The sequence below is a fragment of the Polaribacter reichenbachii genome, from assembly GCF_001975665.1.
Taxonomy (GTDB): domain Bacteria; phylum Bacteroidota; class Bacteroidia; order Flavobacteriales; family Flavobacteriaceae; genus Polaribacter; species Polaribacter reichenbachii.
Genome location: NZ_CP019419.1, coordinates 3,044,518 through 3,061,829, shown reverse-complemented (window position 1 = coordinate 3,061,829; position 17,312 = coordinate 3,044,518). Strand labels below are relative to the sequence as shown.

The 17,312-nt window shown below is 28.0% G+C and carries 15 protein-coding genes; 13 read left to right on the top strand and 2 right to left on the bottom strand.

All coding sequences use genetic code 11. The features are described from left to right. Positions 1 to 98 precede the first annotated feature (98 nt). The 5 genes from ppgK (at position 99) to BW723_RS13020 (ending at position 6,214) form a co-directional block, all read left to right on the top strand. Complete coding sequence (gene ppgK / locus BW723_RS13040; protein ID WP_068360252.1) at positions 99 to 845, top strand: polyphosphate--glucose phosphotransferase; 747 nt, start codon at positions 99 to 101, stop codon at positions 843 to 845. Then, positions 845 to 2,077 (top strand): M48 family metallopeptidase, encoded by a 1,233-nt coding sequence (locus tag BW723_RS13035; protein WP_068360256.1) that lies wholly within the window; start codon positions 845 to 847, stop codon positions 2,075 to 2,077. The genes ppgK and BW723_RS13035 overlap by 1 nt, the downstream gene beginning before the upstream one ends. Positions 2,078 to 2,144: 67 nt before the next feature. After that, positions 2,145 to 4,367: a RelA/SpoT family protein gene (locus tag BW723_RS13030; RefSeq protein ID WP_068360259.1), complete on the top strand. Its 2,223-nt coding sequence runs from the start codon at positions 2,145 to 2,147 to the stop codon at positions 4,365 to 4,367. 72 nt (positions 4,368 to 4,439) lie between these two features. Next, positions 4,440 to 4,883, top strand: a complete 444-nt coding sequence (locus tag BW723_RS13025) for a Fur family transcriptional regulator (protein ID WP_068360262.1) — start codon at positions 4,440 to 4,442, stop codon at positions 4,881 to 4,883. A gap of 59 nt (positions 4,884 to 4,942) precedes the next feature. Next, the gene (locus tag BW723_RS13020; protein ID WP_068360265.1) at positions 4,943 to 6,214 is read left to right on the top strand and encodes an adenylosuccinate synthase; all 1,272 of its coding nucleotides are present in this window, start codon (positions 4,943 to 4,945) and stop codon (positions 6,212 to 6,214) included. Positions 6,215 to 6,288: 74 nt separating this feature from the next. Here BW723_RS13020 and BW723_RS13015 read toward each other — a convergent pair whose 3' ends face one another. Then, a complete protein-coding gene (locus BW723_RS13015; RefSeq protein ID WP_076686397.1) occupies positions 6,289 to 8,088 on the bottom strand; it encodes a hypothetical protein in 1,800 nt (599 codons plus the stop codon). 194 nt (positions 8,089 to 8,282) lie between these two features. Between BW723_RS13015 and BW723_RS13010 the strand changes: the two genes are divergently transcribed. The 6 genes from BW723_RS13010 to BW723_RS12985 all read left to right on the top strand — a co-directional run bounded on the left by BW723_RS13010 (position 8,283) and on the right by BW723_RS12985 (position 14,175). Beyond that, positions 8,283 to 9,929: an OstA-like protein gene (locus BW723_RS13010; protein ID WP_175335411.1), complete on the top strand. Its 1,647-nt coding sequence runs from the start codon at positions 8,283 to 8,285 to the stop codon at positions 9,927 to 9,929. A gap of 1 nt (position 9,930) precedes the next feature. Further along, positions 9,931 to 11,109 carry an aspartate aminotransferase family protein gene (locus BW723_RS13005; RefSeq protein WP_068360271.1) on the top strand — a complete coding sequence of 393 codons (1,179 nt, stop codon included), beginning with the start codon at positions 9,931 to 9,933 and terminating at the stop codon, positions 11,107 to 11,109. Between the two features lie 43 nt (positions 11,110 to 11,152). Beyond that, positions 11,153 to 11,956: a tRNA 2-thiocytidine(32) synthetase TtcA gene (gene ttcA, locus BW723_RS13000; RefSeq protein WP_068360276.1), complete on the top strand. Its 804-nt coding sequence runs from the start codon at positions 11,153 to 11,155 to the stop codon at positions 11,954 to 11,956. Positions 11,957 to 11,973: 17 nt separating this feature from the next. After that, positions 11,974 to 12,300, top strand: a complete 327-nt coding sequence (locus BW723_RS12995; RefSeq protein WP_068360282.1) for a biotin/lipoyl-containing protein — start codon at positions 11,974 to 11,976, stop codon at positions 12,298 to 12,300. Between the two features lie 109 nt (positions 12,301 to 12,409). Continuing rightward, on the top strand, positions 12,410 to 13,300 hold the full coding sequence (locus BW723_RS12990; RefSeq protein WP_068360285.1) for an alpha/beta fold hydrolase: 891 nt from the start codon (positions 12,410 to 12,412) through the stop codon (positions 13,298 to 13,300). Between the two features lie 11 nt (positions 13,301 to 13,311). Next, positions 13,312 to 14,175 carry an alpha/beta fold hydrolase gene (locus tag BW723_RS12985; protein ID WP_068360289.1) on the top strand — a complete coding sequence of 288 codons (864 nt, stop codon included), beginning with the start codon at positions 13,312 to 13,314 and terminating at the stop codon, positions 14,173 to 14,175. Positions 14,176 to 14,429: 254 nt separating this feature from the next. On the opposite strand, the gene BW723_RS12980 is transcribed toward BW723_RS12985, so the two are convergent. After that, positions 14,430 to 15,611, bottom strand: coding sequence for a THUMP domain-containing class I SAM-dependent RNA methyltransferase (locus BW723_RS12980; protein WP_068360293.1), 1,182 nt, complete (start codon positions 15,609 to 15,611; stop codon positions 14,430 to 14,432). Positions 15,612 to 15,819: 208 nt separating this feature from the next. Between BW723_RS12980 and BW723_RS12975 the strand changes: the two genes are divergently transcribed. Both BW723_RS12975 and BW723_RS12970 read left to right on the top strand, forming a co-directional pair. Continuing rightward, entirely contained in the window at positions 15,820 to 16,545 is a 726-nt protein-coding gene (locus BW723_RS12975; protein ID WP_068360296.1) for a class I SAM-dependent DNA methyltransferase, read from the top strand. After that, positions 16,542 to 17,219: a ZIP family metal transporter gene (locus tag BW723_RS12970; protein WP_068360299.1), complete on the top strand. Its 678-nt coding sequence runs from the start codon at positions 16,542 to 16,544 to the stop codon at positions 17,217 to 17,219. The genes BW723_RS12975 and BW723_RS12970 overlap by 4 nt, the downstream gene beginning before the upstream one ends. Positions 17,220 to 17,312 lie beyond the last annotated feature (93 nt).

The following is a 17,312-nucleotide window of genomic DNA, read 5'->3' as shown; positions in this document are numbered from 1 at the left end:
TTTTATTACTTTAATTTTAAAAATTTAATATATTTTAGAAGGATAAGTAATATTCGCAAATTCGCTGAATAAAAAATCATAAATTTAAAATATTAAAAATGAAAATATTAGGGTTTGATATTGGAGGATCAGGAATAAAAGCTGCTATTGTAGATACTAAAACAGGAGAATTAATTTCTGAAAGACATAGAATCGATACTCCAAAACCTGCTACTCCAGAAGCTGTTGCAAAAGTTGTTAAAGAAATGGTAGAACATTTTAATTGGAAAAAAGCAGTTGGTTGTAGTTTTCCTACAACAATTGTAGATGGGCAATGTATTCATTCTGGTAATTTAAGCGAAAAATGGTTAAATGTTAAGGTTGATAAACTCTTTAAAAAAGCGACTAAACTTCCTTTTTATGTAAGTAATGATGCTGATTTAGCAGGACTAGCAGAAGTAAGTTTAGGAGCTGGAAAAGACCAAAAAGGTGTTACAATTGTAATTACAATTGGTACAGGTATTGGCTCTGGTTTGTTTTATAACGGAACTTTAATTCCTAATTTAGAGTTGGGTAAAATGTTGCATTCTAATGGAAAAATTATTGAATTTTATACAGCAGATTCTATCAGAAAAAAAGAAGATTTAACATTAAAACAATGGGCTTTACGTTTTGATGAATTATTAGAATATACCAGAATTGTTTTCTCACCAAGTTTAATTATTTTAGGTGGTGGAATTAGTAAAAAGTACGATCAATTTAAAGAATTTCTAGAAACAGATGTCGAAATAAATGTAGCCGAATTTAGAAATAATGCAGGTATTATTGGTGCTGCAATGTATGCGCATAAAAATTTAAAAGATTAATGCAACCCACTACTCTATTTTATATTCTAATTTCAATTATAATCATCAGTTTTATTATTGATAAAATTTTAGACGCTTTAAATGCGAAACATTTTGATGATAAAATACCAGAAAAATTAGCAGATGTTTATGACGAAGAAGAATATAAAAAGTCACAAGCCTACAAGAAAATAAACGAGAAATTTTCTAACTTAACATCAACATTTTCAATTACTTTAACTTTGGCATTCTTTTTTGCAGATGGTTTTAAATTGGTAGATGATTTTGCAAGAAGTTATACAAATCATCCAATTTTGGTGGCTTTAATTTTCTTCGGGGTTATACTATTAGGTTCAGATATTTTAACAACTCCTTTTTCATATTACAAAACTTTTGTAATCGAAGAAAAATTTGGATTTAACAAATCAACAAAAAAAACATTTTGGTTAGATAAATTAAAAGGTTGGTTAATGTCATCAATAATTGGTGGAGGAATTTTAGCACTTATCATTTGGTTTTATCAATTTGCAGGAGTAAATTTCTGGATTTACGCTTGGATTTTAGTTGCCGTTTTTTCTTTGTTTATGAATATGTTTTATGCAAAATTGATTGTTCCTTTATTTAACAAACAAACGCCTTTAGAAGACGGAGAATTAAAATCAGCCATAGAAAAATACGCAGCAAAAGTTGGTTTTACACTTAATAATATCTTTGTAATTGATGGTTCTAAAAGATCTACAAAAGCAAACGCTTATTTTTCTGGATTTGGTTCACAAAAAAGAATTACACTTTTCGATACTTTAATAAACGACTTAGAAACAGATGAAATTGTTGCTGTTTTAGCGCACGAAGTTGGGCATTACAAAAGAAAACATATCATTTTTAATTTGGGTTCTTCTATCCTACTCACAGGATTAACTTTATTTATTTTATCACTTTTTATAAACTCATCTGTATTATCAGAAGCATTAAGTGTGTCAATACCAAGTTTTCATATTGGTTTAATTGCTTTCGGAATTTTATATTCGCCAATATCAGAAATTACAGGTTTGTTTATGAATTATATGTCACGTAAATTCGAATATCAAGCAGATAATTATGCTAAAGAAACCTTTGCAGGTTTGCCTTTAATTACATCACTTAAAAAATTATCAAAAAATAGCTTAAGTAATTTAACGCCTCATCCTGCTTATGTTTTTATGCATTATTCACATCCAACTTTGTTGCAAAGAATTCTAAATTTAGAAAAGTAATTCTTTGGCTGTTAAAATTAATTTGCTAACTTCACTTAAGTTTTAAACGAAGTCTTTAATCGAATTTATGGAGTATAACGCAACACCAGAAGAAGAAAATAAGGAAATAGCAAATCGATACAAAGATTTGCTAAAAGGTACTTATGAGGTGTTATCTAAAGAAGATAAAGAACTCATAAGAAAAGCCTTTGAAATTGCTGTAGATGCACATTCTAGTCAGCGTAGAAAAACAGGCGAACCATATATTTTCCACCCAATTGCAGTAGCAAAAATTGTTGCTATGGAAATTGGTTTGGGTGCCACTTCTATTGCTGCAGCTTTGTTACATGATGTTGTAGAAGATACAGATTATACCTTAAATGATATGGAGCAATTGTTTGGAGAAACAATTGCAAGAATTGTAAACGGACTCACAAAAATTTCTCGTTTAAACAAAGAGCAAGACGCTTCTATACAAGCAGAAAATTTCAGAAAAATGCTTTTAACATTACATGATGATGTTAGAGTTATTCTGATAAAAATAGCTGACAGATTGCACAATATGCAAACTATGGATGCAATGCCTGCTCATAAACAAGTAAAAATTGCATCAGAAACCATTTATATTTATGCGCCTTTAGCACATAGATTAGGTTTATATAACATTAAGCAAGAATTAGAAGATTTAGGATTAAAATACACTGAACCAGAGGTTTATAATAGTATAATCACAAAAATTAAAGAAAGTAAAGAAGAGCAACAAAACTACTTAAATCGCTTTGCAAAAACTTTAGAAAACGGATTAGATAAAGAGAATTTTACCTATGAAATAAAAGGAAGATTTAAATCTATTTTTTCTATCCGAAGAAAAATGCGCAAGCAAAATGTTACTTTCGATGAAGTTTTTGATAAATATGCGATCAGAATTGTATTTAAACCAATTTCAGAGGATGAAAAACACGATGCTTGGAAAATCTATTCTATTGTAACAGATAATTTTAGACCAAATCCTGCTCGTCTACGAGATTGGATTTCACAGCCAAAATCTACAGGTTACGAAGCCTTACATATAACAGTTATTGGTCCTGATGCAAAATGGGTAGAAGTACAAATTCGTTCTGAAAGAATGAACGAAATTGCAGAAAAAGGTTATGCAGCACACTTTAAATACAAACAAAATCAGAAAAACGAAAGCGGTTTAGAAGGCTGGTTAAATAAATTAAAAGAGACTTTAGAAAATCACAATATGAATGCTGTTGATTTTGTAGAGGATTTTAAATTAAATTTATATGCCAAAGAAATTTATGTTTTTACACCAAAAGGAGATTTAAAATCTTTACCAAAAGATGCATCTGCCTTAGATTTTGCTTTTTCAATTCATACAGACATTGGTTTAAAATGTAGAGGAGCAAAAGTAAATGGTAAATTAGTACCATTAAGTCATATTTTAAAAAGTGGAGATCAAATTGAAGTAATTACAAGTTCTACAAACAAACCAAATGCAAGATGGTTAGACTTTGTAATAACTGCTAGAGCAAAAACTAAAATTAGAACTGCTTTAAAAGACGAAGAAAAACAAATTGCAGAAGAAGGTAAAGCTATTTTAACCAGAAAATTACGTCATTTAAAAATTGCTTTTAATGATAAAACAATTAACGAATTAGTTGTTTATTTTAAATTAAAAACAAGTTTCGATTTATTTTATAGAATTGGTAATGGAGCTCTAGACAATACCCAACTAAAAGCTTTTGTTAATCAAAGAAATAGTACAATTCTTAATTTCTTTAAAACAAAATTAAGAAGAAGTCCATCTCATGAAGATATAAAAGACCACTCAGAAGAAGTTACTAACAAATACGATGCTTTAGTTTTTGGTAAAGAAGAAGAAAAATTAGATTACACACTTTCTAAATGTTGTAACCCAATTCCTGGTGATCAAGTTTTTGGATTTTTAACCATAAATGATGGTATTAAAGTTCATAAAAAAAACTGTCCAAATGCCATTTCTTTGCAATCTAATTACGCTTACAGAATTATGTTAGCCAAGTGGATTGACTCTACAAAACAAGATTTTAAAGCTGTTTTACAAATGAGTGGTGTAGACCATTCAGGTATTGTAAATAACGTAACTCGAATTATAACAAATAGTAAAGGCGTTAACTTACAAAGAATAAATATATCTGGTGATGAAGGAATTTTTGACGGTAAAATATCTTTAAGTGTTAAAAATAGTTCGCAACTAAACAACTTAATTAAGCGTATTTTAAAAGTAGAAGGCGTTAAAAAAGTAGAACGTGTTAATAGAATGTAAATATCATTCTTAGAAAAATGCATTTTAATTAAGAAATAACTGTAAATTTGTTTTTTTGTAAAAGTTAATATAATGAGTAATTCTCTTGAAAATCAAGACGTAGTTAAAAAAGTTTTTACCACCTATTTACAAGAGCATAAGCACAGAAAAACTCCTGAACGCTATGCTATACTTCAAGAAATATACGATGCTGAAGAGCATTTTGATATAGAATCTTTATATATCAAAATGAAAAACAAAAACTATAGAGTTAGTAGAGCAACATTATATAACACTATAGATTTGTTGTTAGATTGTGGTTTGGTGCGTAAACACCAATTTGATGGGCAATCTATGGCTCGTTATGAAAAAAGTTATTTTGATAAAAACCATGATCATGTAATTTTTACTGATACTGGTGATGTTAAAGAATTTTGCGACCCAAGAATTCAAATAATCAAAAAAACGATCGAAGATATTTTTGAGATTGATATTCATAATCATTCCCTATATTTTTACGGAACAAAAAAGAAATAAACAGTTTTTCAACAACAAATAACAACAATTACACAACTAAATAATTACACAAAAATATAATGGCTGTAGATTTATTACTAGGATTGCAATGGGGAGATGAAGGAAAAGGTAAAATTGTAGATGTTTTAACCACAAACTACGATATCATTGCACGTTTTCAAGGAGGTCCAAATGCTGGACATACTTTAATTTTTGATGGATACAAACACGTTTTACACACAATCCCTTCTGGTATTTTTCATAAAACTGCCTTAAATGTGGTGGGTAATGGTGTTGTAATAGATCCTGTAATCTTTAAAAAAGAATTAGAAAACCTAGACAAACATAATATAGATTATACTTCTAAATTATTAATTTCTAGAAAAGCACATTTAATTTTACCTACACACAGATTATTAGATGCTGCCTCAGAAACTTCTAAAGGTAAAGCAAAAATTGGTTCTACTTTAAAAGGAATTGGCCCAACTTATATGGACAAGACTGGTAGAAACGGAATGCGTGTTGGTGATTTAGAATTAGATAACTGGAAAGAAAAATACGATGCTTTAACAGAAAAGCATATTAAAATGTTAGAATTCTTTGATGTTCAAATTGAATATAATTTAGAAGAATTAGAAGCGGAATTCTGTAAAGGTATCGATAAGTTAAAAACTTTAGAATTTATTGATAGCGAGGCATTTTTAAACCAAGCAATAAAAGATAAAAAAACCATTTTAGCAGAAGGTGCTCAAGGATCTTTATTAGATATCGATTTTGGTACATATCCTTTTGTTACATCATCTAACACAACAGCAGCAGGTGCTTGTACAGGTTTAGGTGTTGCACCAAATAGAATTGGCGATGTTTTTGGTATTTTTAAAGCATACACAACAAGAGTTGGTTCTGGACCTTTCCCAACAGAATTGTTCGATGAAGATGGAGCAACAATGGCTAAAGTTGGGCACGAATTTGGTGCAACAACTGGTAGACCAAGAAGATGTGGTTGGTTAGATTTAGTAGCATTAAAATATGCTGTAGATGTAAATGGTGTAACTCAATTAATGATGATGAAAGGTGATGTTCTTTCAGGATTTGATACACTTAAAGTTTGTACTTCTTACAACTACAAAGGAGAAGAAATTACACATTTACCTTATAATATAGAACCAGAAAATGTTTCTGTAAATTATACTGAATTTAAAGGTTGGGAAGATGATTTAACAAAAATGACTTCTGCTGATGAATTACCACAGAATTTAATGGACTATATTTCTTTTATTGAAGAAGAAACTGGAGTTCCTGTAAAAATAGTTTCTGTAGGTCCAGATAGAAAACAAACAATAAATAGATAATTTTATCAAATCATAATATAAAAAAAGCATCTTTAATTTCTTAAAGATGCTTTTTTATTTACTGAAATTTTAAATTATTTTAATTTATTAATTTCTTCACCAATTACAATCAATTTATTTTGTTCTAATTGCAATGCATTATATAAAGCCTCTTTCTGATTTTTAAAAGATTCTTTACGTTCTATAAGAATCTCATTATAATACTGAATTCCTTTGTCTAAATTATTTTTAAACTTTACTAAATAGCGAAGTTGTTTTTTATCAAAAGAAAACTTTAAATCATTCAATTTTTCCTGTAAATGAGATGTATATAAAGACAATTCTTTTACAAATACATTAGGCCTATCAGTTCTAGAAACCATATTTTTACGTCCATAAATATGATCTGTTATTCCGCCTAAACTCATTATTTTATTAAAATAAGCCATATTTGGACCTGGACAAACAGAAACCCCTTCTCCTACTTTTTTGGTATCTAAATTATTTAATAGTAAAGTAGAAGTACCTAAACCAACACAAATACAAGATTTCTCTACAATTTTATTATACGCTTTCTTTTTATCATCTGCATTTAAATCTAATGCATCTAATTCTTTTAATTTTAAATGTTGATATTCTCTTGATGCTGTACATAAACCAGTATCTTTAAACTCTTTATTTAATTGAATAAATTTATTCGCACAAGATGTACCTGGTCTATTTTTATCGATAAGCTCTTGTTTTTGAATGTCTTTCGTATTGCCTTTAAGTGTATTAAAAGGTACTCCTAAAGGAGATGTATTACTTAAATACAAGTCTTTTTCTTTAGCTTTTGCCAATTTCTGTATCGTTTTATCATCTACACTTGTGGCTTCTGGCACTAATAAAAAAGGACTTCCCCAACCAATAGAATCTAAATTATATTCTTCTAATAAAAAAGAATGTTCTTCTTGATTACCAACACCACCTTGCGCTGTAATTTTTAATTCCAATTCTTTTATTGGTATAATTTTATCAGCTTCCTTTAAAGCATCAAATAAAATTTGTTTGGTTTGTTCAATTAAGGTTTCTTTATTTTCTTTAAACTCATTTAAAACAGGCCCTAATAGAAATCCGTCTGTTGCAAATGCGTGACCACCACAATTTAAGCCAGATTCTATTCTATATTCTGACACCCATAATCCTTTTTTTGCTAAAAATTTACCCTGTATAAATGCAGATCTATAATCGCTTACTTTAAGAATAATTTTCTTTTTTATAAAACCATTTTCATCAGGAAAAAAATCATTGAATTTACTAATATATGTATACAGCCTTGGGTTCATTCCAGCAGAAAGCACTAAAGAAGATGCCAATTTACTTTCTGCAAAACCTCTTAAAGCTGCGTGAGCATCATTATATTCTGTGGGTAGCTTTTCTTTATTTTGGTAGTTTTCTTTATCAACTTTGGTCATGATGTTTACATCAATACTACCCATTTTTAAGTTTTTATTTGCCCATTCTTTTAATTTATTAAAATCTACCCCTTCTTCTGTAAGTTTCAAAAAATCTTTTTTAAGATTAGAATATTCTGGTAGCATATGAATATAATCTTTTAAAGCTGAGCTTTTTTCTGAAGTTATATTTTTAAGTTGATTAAACTTATGCTCGGTTTGCCCATGCAATAAATTTAAATAAGAAGTTATTCTTTTAGCTCTAAAATCATCAACCTTATCAGATATTTCTTGATAAGGAACTTGAAACTTTTCGCTATAAAGTTTACGCATTTTTTCTACTAAAATATCATCAACCAAAGAAATAACAGAGTCTATACCATATTGCGCAACTTTTAAGGGTGAGTCTATTGTAAAACCTATTCCCATAACAGGTATGTGAAATGAATGTACGTTTTTCATCTTTTAATTTAGTTGTTTAATTATTTTTTGAATAAGCATGCAATGTATTTCTATTTATTGCTGAAAAAGATGACTATTATCATAAGAAAATGAAAAAAGACAGTGTAAAATTCTATGTTTTTTAAATTCAACTTTTACTTTTCTTTAGTAAACAACAATATTCTTTTCATTATTTTTGCGACAAAACCTATCTTTTGAAAAGAATACTTTTTTTATGCTTTATTTTTTCTTCTCTAATTACCTTTTCTCAACAGAAAATTGGTGCTAGTGAAAAACCAAAAAGAAAAATTGAATATAAAGCTGAAATTCAAGAAGCAGACGAAGAAAAATATCCTGGTGCTACAGTGTTAATTGGCAATGTAAAAATGAAACACGAAGGTATCGATTTAACCTGCCAACAAGCATTGTATTATAGAAAACTAAATTTCTTTAAGGCCATTGGTAACGTTTTTATTAAACAAGGAGATACCATAACACAAACAAGTGATTATGCAGATTATGATGCAAACTCTAAACAAGCACTTTCTTGGGGAAATGTAGTATTAACAGACCCTACAATGACTTTAACTACAGATACCTTACAGTTTGATAGAATAAATCAGAAATTGTATTACCAAAGTTATGGAACCATAAAAGATGAAACAAATACGCTAAAAAGTAAAAATGGAAATTACTATTTAGAGAACAAAAAATTTACAGCTACAACTAGAGTAACTGTTGTAAACCCAGAACATAATTTAGAATCGAATCATTTAGATTATTATACCAATTCTGGTTTAACTTATCTCTATGGACCATCAACTATTACAAATACTCAAAACGAAAACAAATTATATTCAGAAAAAGGTTTTTACAATACCAAAACAGATGTTTCTCATTTTACTAAAAATGCAAAACTCTTTTTAAAAGAAAGAACAATAGAAGGTGATAGTTTGTATTATGATAAAAAAAGAGGTTTTGCTTCTGCAACCAATAATATTCAAGTAATAGATACTGTACAAAATTTTATTTCTAGAGGTAATTATGCTGAGTTATTTGAGAAAAAAGATTCACTTTATATCATTAAAAAAGCAGTTGCCATTTCTGTTATAGAAAAAGATTCAATGTTTACCCATGGAGATACTTTGTTGGTTACTGGTAAACCTAAAAAACGTATTGTTAGAATTTATCATAATGTAAAAATCTTTAAATCTGATTTACAAGGAAAATGCGATTCTATACATACCAATCAAGAAACGGGTTACACAAAAATGTATAGGAAACCTGTAATTTGGTCAGAAAAAAATCAAATTACTGGCGATAGTATTTACCTACAATCAAATGTTGAGACTGAAAAATTAGATTCTTTAAAAGTGTTTAATAATGCCTTTATTATCTCTAAAGATTCTATTGCAGAAAATGACTTTAACCAAATTAAAGGTAGAAATATGTTTGGTAAGTTTTTAAAAGGTAAACTGAAAACTTTATTGGTAAAAGGTAATGCTGAATCTTTGTATTATAATAGAAACGAAGAAACTAAAATACTAGAAACCATCACAAAAGAAATTTCTAGTAATATTGAATTCACATTAGAAGATGGCGAAATTCAATCTATAAAATATTTAAAAGAATCTGATGGTAAAACTTATCCACCATCAAAATTTCCAGAGGATTTAAAAAAATTAAAGGATTTTATTTGGCGAGAAGATGAGCAGCCTAAAACTAAAAATGATATTTTTATAAAGGATGAAAATACACCTAAAAGAGAACCTTTAAAAAAAGAATCAAAAGAAAAACCAAAAGCGGTGTTAAAAGATAAAAAGAAAAAGAGAAAATCTCCTAATGCATTAAAACAGCAATAAAGTGAAATCAGATTTTTTTAAATATCAAGCACAAACCTCTCCTCACCCATTGGCTATAGAAATTTCTCACGCAAATGGCTCTTATATTTACAATACTTCTGGTAAAAAATATTTAGATTTTGTAGCTGGAGTTTCTGCAAATAGTTTAGGTCATAATCATCCTAAAGTATCAGAAGCAATTAAAAATCAAGTTGATTCTTACACTCACGTTATGGTTTATGGTGAGTTTATTCAGCAACCACAAGTAGATTTATGTAAGTTATTAGCCAATAATTTACCACAAGAATTACAATCGGTTTACATTACAAACTCAGGTACAGAAGCAACAGAAGGTGCTATAAAATTAGCAAAAAGAGTTACAAATAGAGCAGAAATTATTGCAGCAAAACATTCTTATCACGGTAATACTCAAGGATCTATGAGTGTTTCTGGTGTAGAAAAACAGAATGCTGCTTTTAGACCTTTAATTCCTGGTATTCAATTTATTGAATTCAATAACGAGATAGAAATTAGTAAAATAACAGAAAAAACTGCAGCCGTAATTTTAGAAACCATACAAGGTGGAGCTGGTTTTATTGAGCCTAAAAATAATTATTTATTAAAAGTAAAACAACGTTGCAAAGAAGTTGGTGCTTTATTGATTTTAGATGAAATACAAACCGGAATTGGAAGAACAGGAACTTTTTGGGGTTTTGAAAACTATAATGTAATTCCAGATATTATTATTACAGGTAAAGGTTTAGGAGGTGGAATGCCAATTGGTGCTTTTATAGCATCTTTTGAACATATGAACTTGTTAAAAGATAACCCCAAATTAGGTCATATTTCTACATTTGCGGGGCATCCTGTAATTGCCAGTGCTGCCAATGCTACAGTTCAAGAAATTCTAAAAAACGATTTAATTGCTGAGAGTTTAAGAAAAGAAAAAATAATTAGAAATCTTTTACAACATTCTGCTATAAAAGAAATTAGAGGAAAAGGTTTAATGTTAGCACCAATTGTTGAAACTCCTGAATTAGCTGCCAAAATTATTTTTAAATGTTTAGAAAAAGGTTTAATTCTTTTCTTTCTGTTATTTGAAGGTAGAGCAATTCGAATTACACCACCTTTAACTATTTCTGATGAAGAACTTGAAACTGGTTGTAAAATACTATTAGAAGCTATAGAAGAAGTTCTTTAAAACCAACTTTCAATTTTTATTACAATCACTTTTTTTTACTAATATGGAATCTATAAAACAGACTACAAAAAAACTACAAAAAGCTACTGCACAAGCCATACAACAATTTACAATGATTGCAGAAGGCGATAAAATTATGGTTTGTTTATCTGGTGGTAAAGACAGTTATACTTTATTAGATATGTTGATGTATTTTAAAAAAGTAGCTCCTATTTCTTTTGATATAATTGCAGTAAATCTAGATCAAAAACAACCGAATTTTCCTGAAGAAGTTTTACCAAATTACTTAACAAACTTACAGGTTGATTTTAAGATTATTGAAAAAAATACCTACAAAATTGTAATGGATAAAACACCAGAAGGTAAAACAACTTGTAGTTTGTGTTCTCGATTACGAAGAGGAACTTTATACGAAGCTGCTAAAGATTTAGGTTGTAATAAATTAGCTCTAGGTCATCATAGAAATGATATTTTAGAAACCTTTTTCTTGAATTTCTTTTTTGCTGGTAAAATGGAAACAATGCCACCAAAATTTAAAAATGATGCTGGTAATTTGGTAGTTTTAAGACCTTTATCTTTTTGTAAAGAAAGTGATATAGAAACATACTCAAACCATCAAAATTTTCCTATAATACCTTGTAATTTATGCGGATCTCAAGAAAATTTACAACGTAAAAAGGTAAAACAAATGATTACAGACTGGGAATCTGAATTCCCTAACAGAAATGCCATTATGATGAATGCCTTACAGAATGTTTTTCCATCTCATTTATTAGATCAAAAACTATATGATTTTGATAATTTAGAAAGTAATGTTTATGAAAAATTTAGTAATATTAGGGAATAATATTTAAATCCCTAATAATGAATTCGCTAAAAAGAATATTAAATTGGTTAACATTTCATAAAAAAAGCAACAGAAAAATTGTAAAACATATGGTGTTTGAAATACCTTATGATGATAAAAAAACTACAGATATTCTTGTTCCAAATATTCAAAATAAAAGATTTAAAATTTCTAAGTGGTTTGTATCTGTGGGAGATTTTATTGAAAAAGGTCAAATAATTTGTGAGCTAGAAAGCGATTCTATAACACTAGAATTCGAAAGTTTAGCACAAGGAAAGTTAGTTTACATTACCAAATCTAAAGAAAATTTAATGGCTGATAAACTTATTTGTAAAATTGAATAATTTTTAGATAATTAACACTAAATTAAGAAAATAACTACTATTTTTGAAAAAGTATTTAATTTTATCTTAAATACAACACGATCTATTTTTAACTTATTATCCCCCGAATATGCTTTTAAAAGATTTCAAAGCCCTAGGAAATTATTATACGGTAAAAAATAATAATGTCTTTGTTATAGATAAAGGAGACCATAAAAACACAATTGTTTTTATTAGTGGTTACCCTTCTATTTCTTACGATTACCATAAAATAATACTTCAATTATCAGAATTTTATCGTGTAATTATTCATGATCATTTAGGATTTGGACTTTCTGAACTACCTAATTCTTACTGTTTTTCTATTATAGATCAAGCTGATGTTTGTGTAGAAGTTTGGAAACAATTAAAATTGAAAAATTTCCAAATTATTGCATCGAACTATGGTGATAAAGTAGCTAAAGAAATTTTATATAGAAATAATGCTAATATTTTACCTTTTAAAATTACAAGTATCACCCTATCTAACAGCACTAATAAAGAGTATTTTACAAAGTTAAAAACGATTAGCAATTTAATTAACAACAGAAAAATTTGCAAATACAAAGAAGTTTTAAAGAATTATACAACAAAAGATTTCTTTAAAAACAACGGATTAGAAAAAAAAGAAGACGATAAAGTTCTTAGAATTTGGCAGAAATTTAATGAAATGGAAGGCCAAAAAGAGACTTTAGTTTTAAGTAGTTATAATGATGAAAACTTTTTATACTGGCATAGATGGATTAAAGCTTTAAGAGACTCAAAAATTCCCGTAAAGATTTTTTGGCGTAAAGATGATCTTGAAAACATTAAAGATTTATTACTGAATTTAGCTACCACCCAACCAAAAAATGTAGAAATTATCGAAAACAAAAAATGCTTGGTTATTGAAAACAATCCTCTTAGATGGTTATTAATGATTTTAAAAGAAATTGATACAACAAAATACAATTCTCTTAAAACAATGTTCATTAATTACTAATAAAACCTAAAATGATTCATCTTCAAGAATGGGAGTCTAAGCATAAGTCTATACTTATTTTAAATGAAAAATTATCTTTTATAGATACCGAATCTGAAAAGGAAGTTTTAATTATATTCCACGAATTTGGTGCTAGTTCTTTTAATTATTATAAAATTATAAACGAATTAAAACAACATTACAGAGTTATTATTCCTGATTTAATTGGCTTTGGTTTATCTTCTAAACCTCAAAATTATTACAATTCAATTTTAGATCACGCTCAAATTTTAATTGAATTTATAAACCTTTTAAATATCAATCGTTTTTCGACTTTATCACACGGTTTTGGAACTTCGGTTTTAAGTGAGTTTCTAAATATTATTAAAACCAACGCATTAAATATTAAAGTAAAAGAAATTTTTTTATTAAATGGTAGTTTAACTATTGAAACCACAAATCATAAATCTTTTGAAGATATTATAGATAATGAACTCACCAATAAGTTTATAAAAATCACGATTTCTTACGAGTTATTTAAAAAATATTACAGAGAATCTTTGGGTAAAAAAGATGCAATTACTGAAGATGAATTTAAAGTTTTATGGCAACTACAAAATAGAAATAATGGTGGTAGAATTATAAAGTTTATTGATTATAGTATTAAAGAACGCAAATTGTACTGCGAAAAATGGATAGAAATTCTTAAATTATATCAAAACCAAATTCAGATTATTTGGGGTAAAGATGATGTATTAAGTAACTTATCATCTGTAGAAAAATTGAAAAACATTCTGAATATAACCGAAGTTTATACATTAGAAGATTGTGGGCATTTTCCGATGATGGAAAAACCAAAACAACTTTCTAAACTTATTTTACATTTAAAAAATTAAATAGATTTTTGTTAATTTAGAGACATAATTGCTGCTTTTTCTAAATAAAGTTTGCAAACAAGTTTAGCCCTGATTGAAGCAATTGTCTGAGCTCTTTTTTAGTTGTCTGTTCGAGTAAATTTGCTTTTTTTGACAAATTTGTATCGAGAACACAACTGAAAAAAGCGAGTGCGTAAAGCAGGAAATAGCTTCTAAAAATAATAATCAACAAAAATCTAAAGCTATGTATAATTGCTTCTTAAAATTGTAATAATTTATTCCTCTTCTTCTGAATTATTTTTTCTTGGTTTAAATTTACGAGTACCTTCATACAATTCGTATTTTACAAATTTACAGTCTAAATCTGCATTTTTTAATGCAATTCGTTTAGAAGTTCGTAAACCAACAGATTTTAAAGCATCTGTATCTGAGGTGATTAACCAAGCTGTAGAACCTGGATAATTATGTTTTAAGGTGTCTCCTATTTTTTTATAAAAATCGTGCGTGTCTATGTTTAAACGCTCTCCATAAGGTGGGTTGAACAAAATCGTAGTGTTACCAAAAACTTCTTTGGTTGAATTAAAAAAGTTTACATGATGTACACCAATAAACTCTTCTAAATTCGCAGAAATTACATTGGCTTTTGCTTTTTGTACTGCAGATGGTGCTTTATCAAAGCCCATAATCTTAAAATGAGAAGAACGAATTTTCTTTAACAAAGAATCTTGAATTGTAAAATATAAATCTTCGTCATAATCTTTCCAATGTTCAAAAGCAAAGAGTTTTCTGTTGATGTTTGCAGGAATATTATTGGCAATCATTGCTGCCTCAATTAGAATTGTACCTGAACCACACATTGGATCTATAAAATTTTCATCGCCAGTGTAACCTGATAATAGAATCATACCTGCTGCTAAAACTTCGTTTATTGGTGCAATGTTTGTTGCTGTTCTATAACCACGTTTATGCAAAGAATCACCAGAAGAATCTAAAGAAACCGTTAACCAATCTTTTTGAATATGAATGTGTACTTTAACATCTGGATATTTTAAATCTACATTTGGTCTCTTATGGTATTTATGTCTAAAATAATCTGCAATAGCATCTTTAGACTTTAAAGAAATATAGTGCGAATTACTAGTAAAATTCTTAGAATTAACAACAGCCCCAATTGCAAAAGTGCCTTCTGCATCTAAATAATTTTCCCATTTTATTTTCTGAATAGCTTCGTATAAATCTTCTTCATCATAAACTTTACACGTTTTTATAGGTTTTAAAATTCGAACAGCGGTTCTTAAAGCAATATTTGCTTTGTACATAAAACCTTTATCACCCCTAAAAGAAACACTTCTAACTGCTTCTTTAACATCTTGCGCTCCTAATTTCTTCAGTTCATCTGCCAAAACACCTTCTAAACCAAAAAGTGTTGTTGCTGTCATTTTAAAATCTCTATTCATACTGCAAAGTTAAATATTTAAAGTGGGATGTTTAAGGTTTGATGTTGTAAGTTTTAAGAATAACTATGGCTACTAATTAGCAATAATTAATTGTATCAAAGTGTCTAGATGTTGCACTAGTCACTAAAATTAAAAACCGAACACTTATATTTTAACAATTCGTTTTATGACAAGTAAGATTTAGTTACTTTTGCGACTGAAAATAATTATGACTCAAAAAGATTGGTTTACAGATTGGTTTAACACGCCTTATTATTTTATATTATACAAAAATAGAAATGATGAGGATGCACAGTTATTTATGAAAAATATAACTGAGTTCTTGGCTTTACCAAAATCTACTCATATTCTAGATTTACCTTGTGGTAAAGGTCGTCATTCTGTTTTTTTAAATTCTTTAGGATACAAAGTTACTGGTGGAGATTTGGCAGCAAACAGCATAAAAATTGCCAAAGAATTTGAAAATGATTCTTTAAATTTTAAGGTGCACGATATGCGTAAACCTTTTAATAATAAATATGATGCTGTTTTTAATTTGTTTACTAGTTTTGGTTATTTTGAAGATGATAATGAAGATCTTTTAATTTTACAAAACATTAAAAACGGAATTAAAAATAACGGTTATTTTGTGTTTGATTTTTTAAATGCAGATTATGTAAAAGCGACTTTAGTACCTAAAGAAACTAAGGTGGTAGATGATATTACCTTTCATATAACCAGAGAAATAAAGGATGGTTTTATCTTAAAAAATATTTCTTTTTTTGCAGATAATGAGCAACATTCTTACACAGAAAGAGTAAAATATTTAGATGTAAATAAAATGAAAACCTATTTTGAAAAGGTAGGTTTTACCATCACAAATATTTTTGGAGATTATCATTTAAATGATTTTGATAGCCAAACTTCTAATAGATTAATTTTAGTTGCCAAGTGAATTACATCTTATTAATTTTATCTGTTTTTGTTGGTGCTTTTTTGGTTTTATTTATGAAACCTAGTAAAAAAATTGTTCGTTTATTGGTGGCTTTTAGTGGTGCTTACCTTTTATCTGTAACAATTTTACATATGTTGCCAGAAGTCTATACAGAAAGTACAAATGTAAAATCTATAGGAATTTTCATTTTAATTGGTATTATTTTACAATCTCTTTTAGAATCGGTATCTAAAGGTGCAGAACATGGGCATATCCATTTACATTCTGATAATAAAGATTTCCCAACCTTATTGTTTATAAGTTTATGTTTACACGCTTTTTCTGAAGGTTTGCCTATTCATCATTCAGGTGACAATTTATTATGGGCAATTGTGGTACATAAAATTCCGATTGCAATTGTATTAACTACTTTTTTAATAAATACAAAATACTCAAAAAAAATAATCTTTTCTTTTCTATTTTTCTTCGGATTAATGAGTCCCTTAGGCGTTTTGTTGGGTGATAAAATCTCATTCTTTACTACCTACTCTACTCAGATTACAGCTTTAATTATCGGAGTTTTCTTACACATTTCTACAATAATACTATTTGAGAGTACTGAAAACCATAAATTTAACTTACAGAAATTTATTGCTATTCTTTTTGGTATAATATTGACCATTTTTACTTTATAGTTTTTTTCATATATTTAGTTAGTCTTAAAATACCTAGTTGTAGGTATTTTAAATTATCAACTTATACCTTAAATTTAACAGAAATTAAAACTA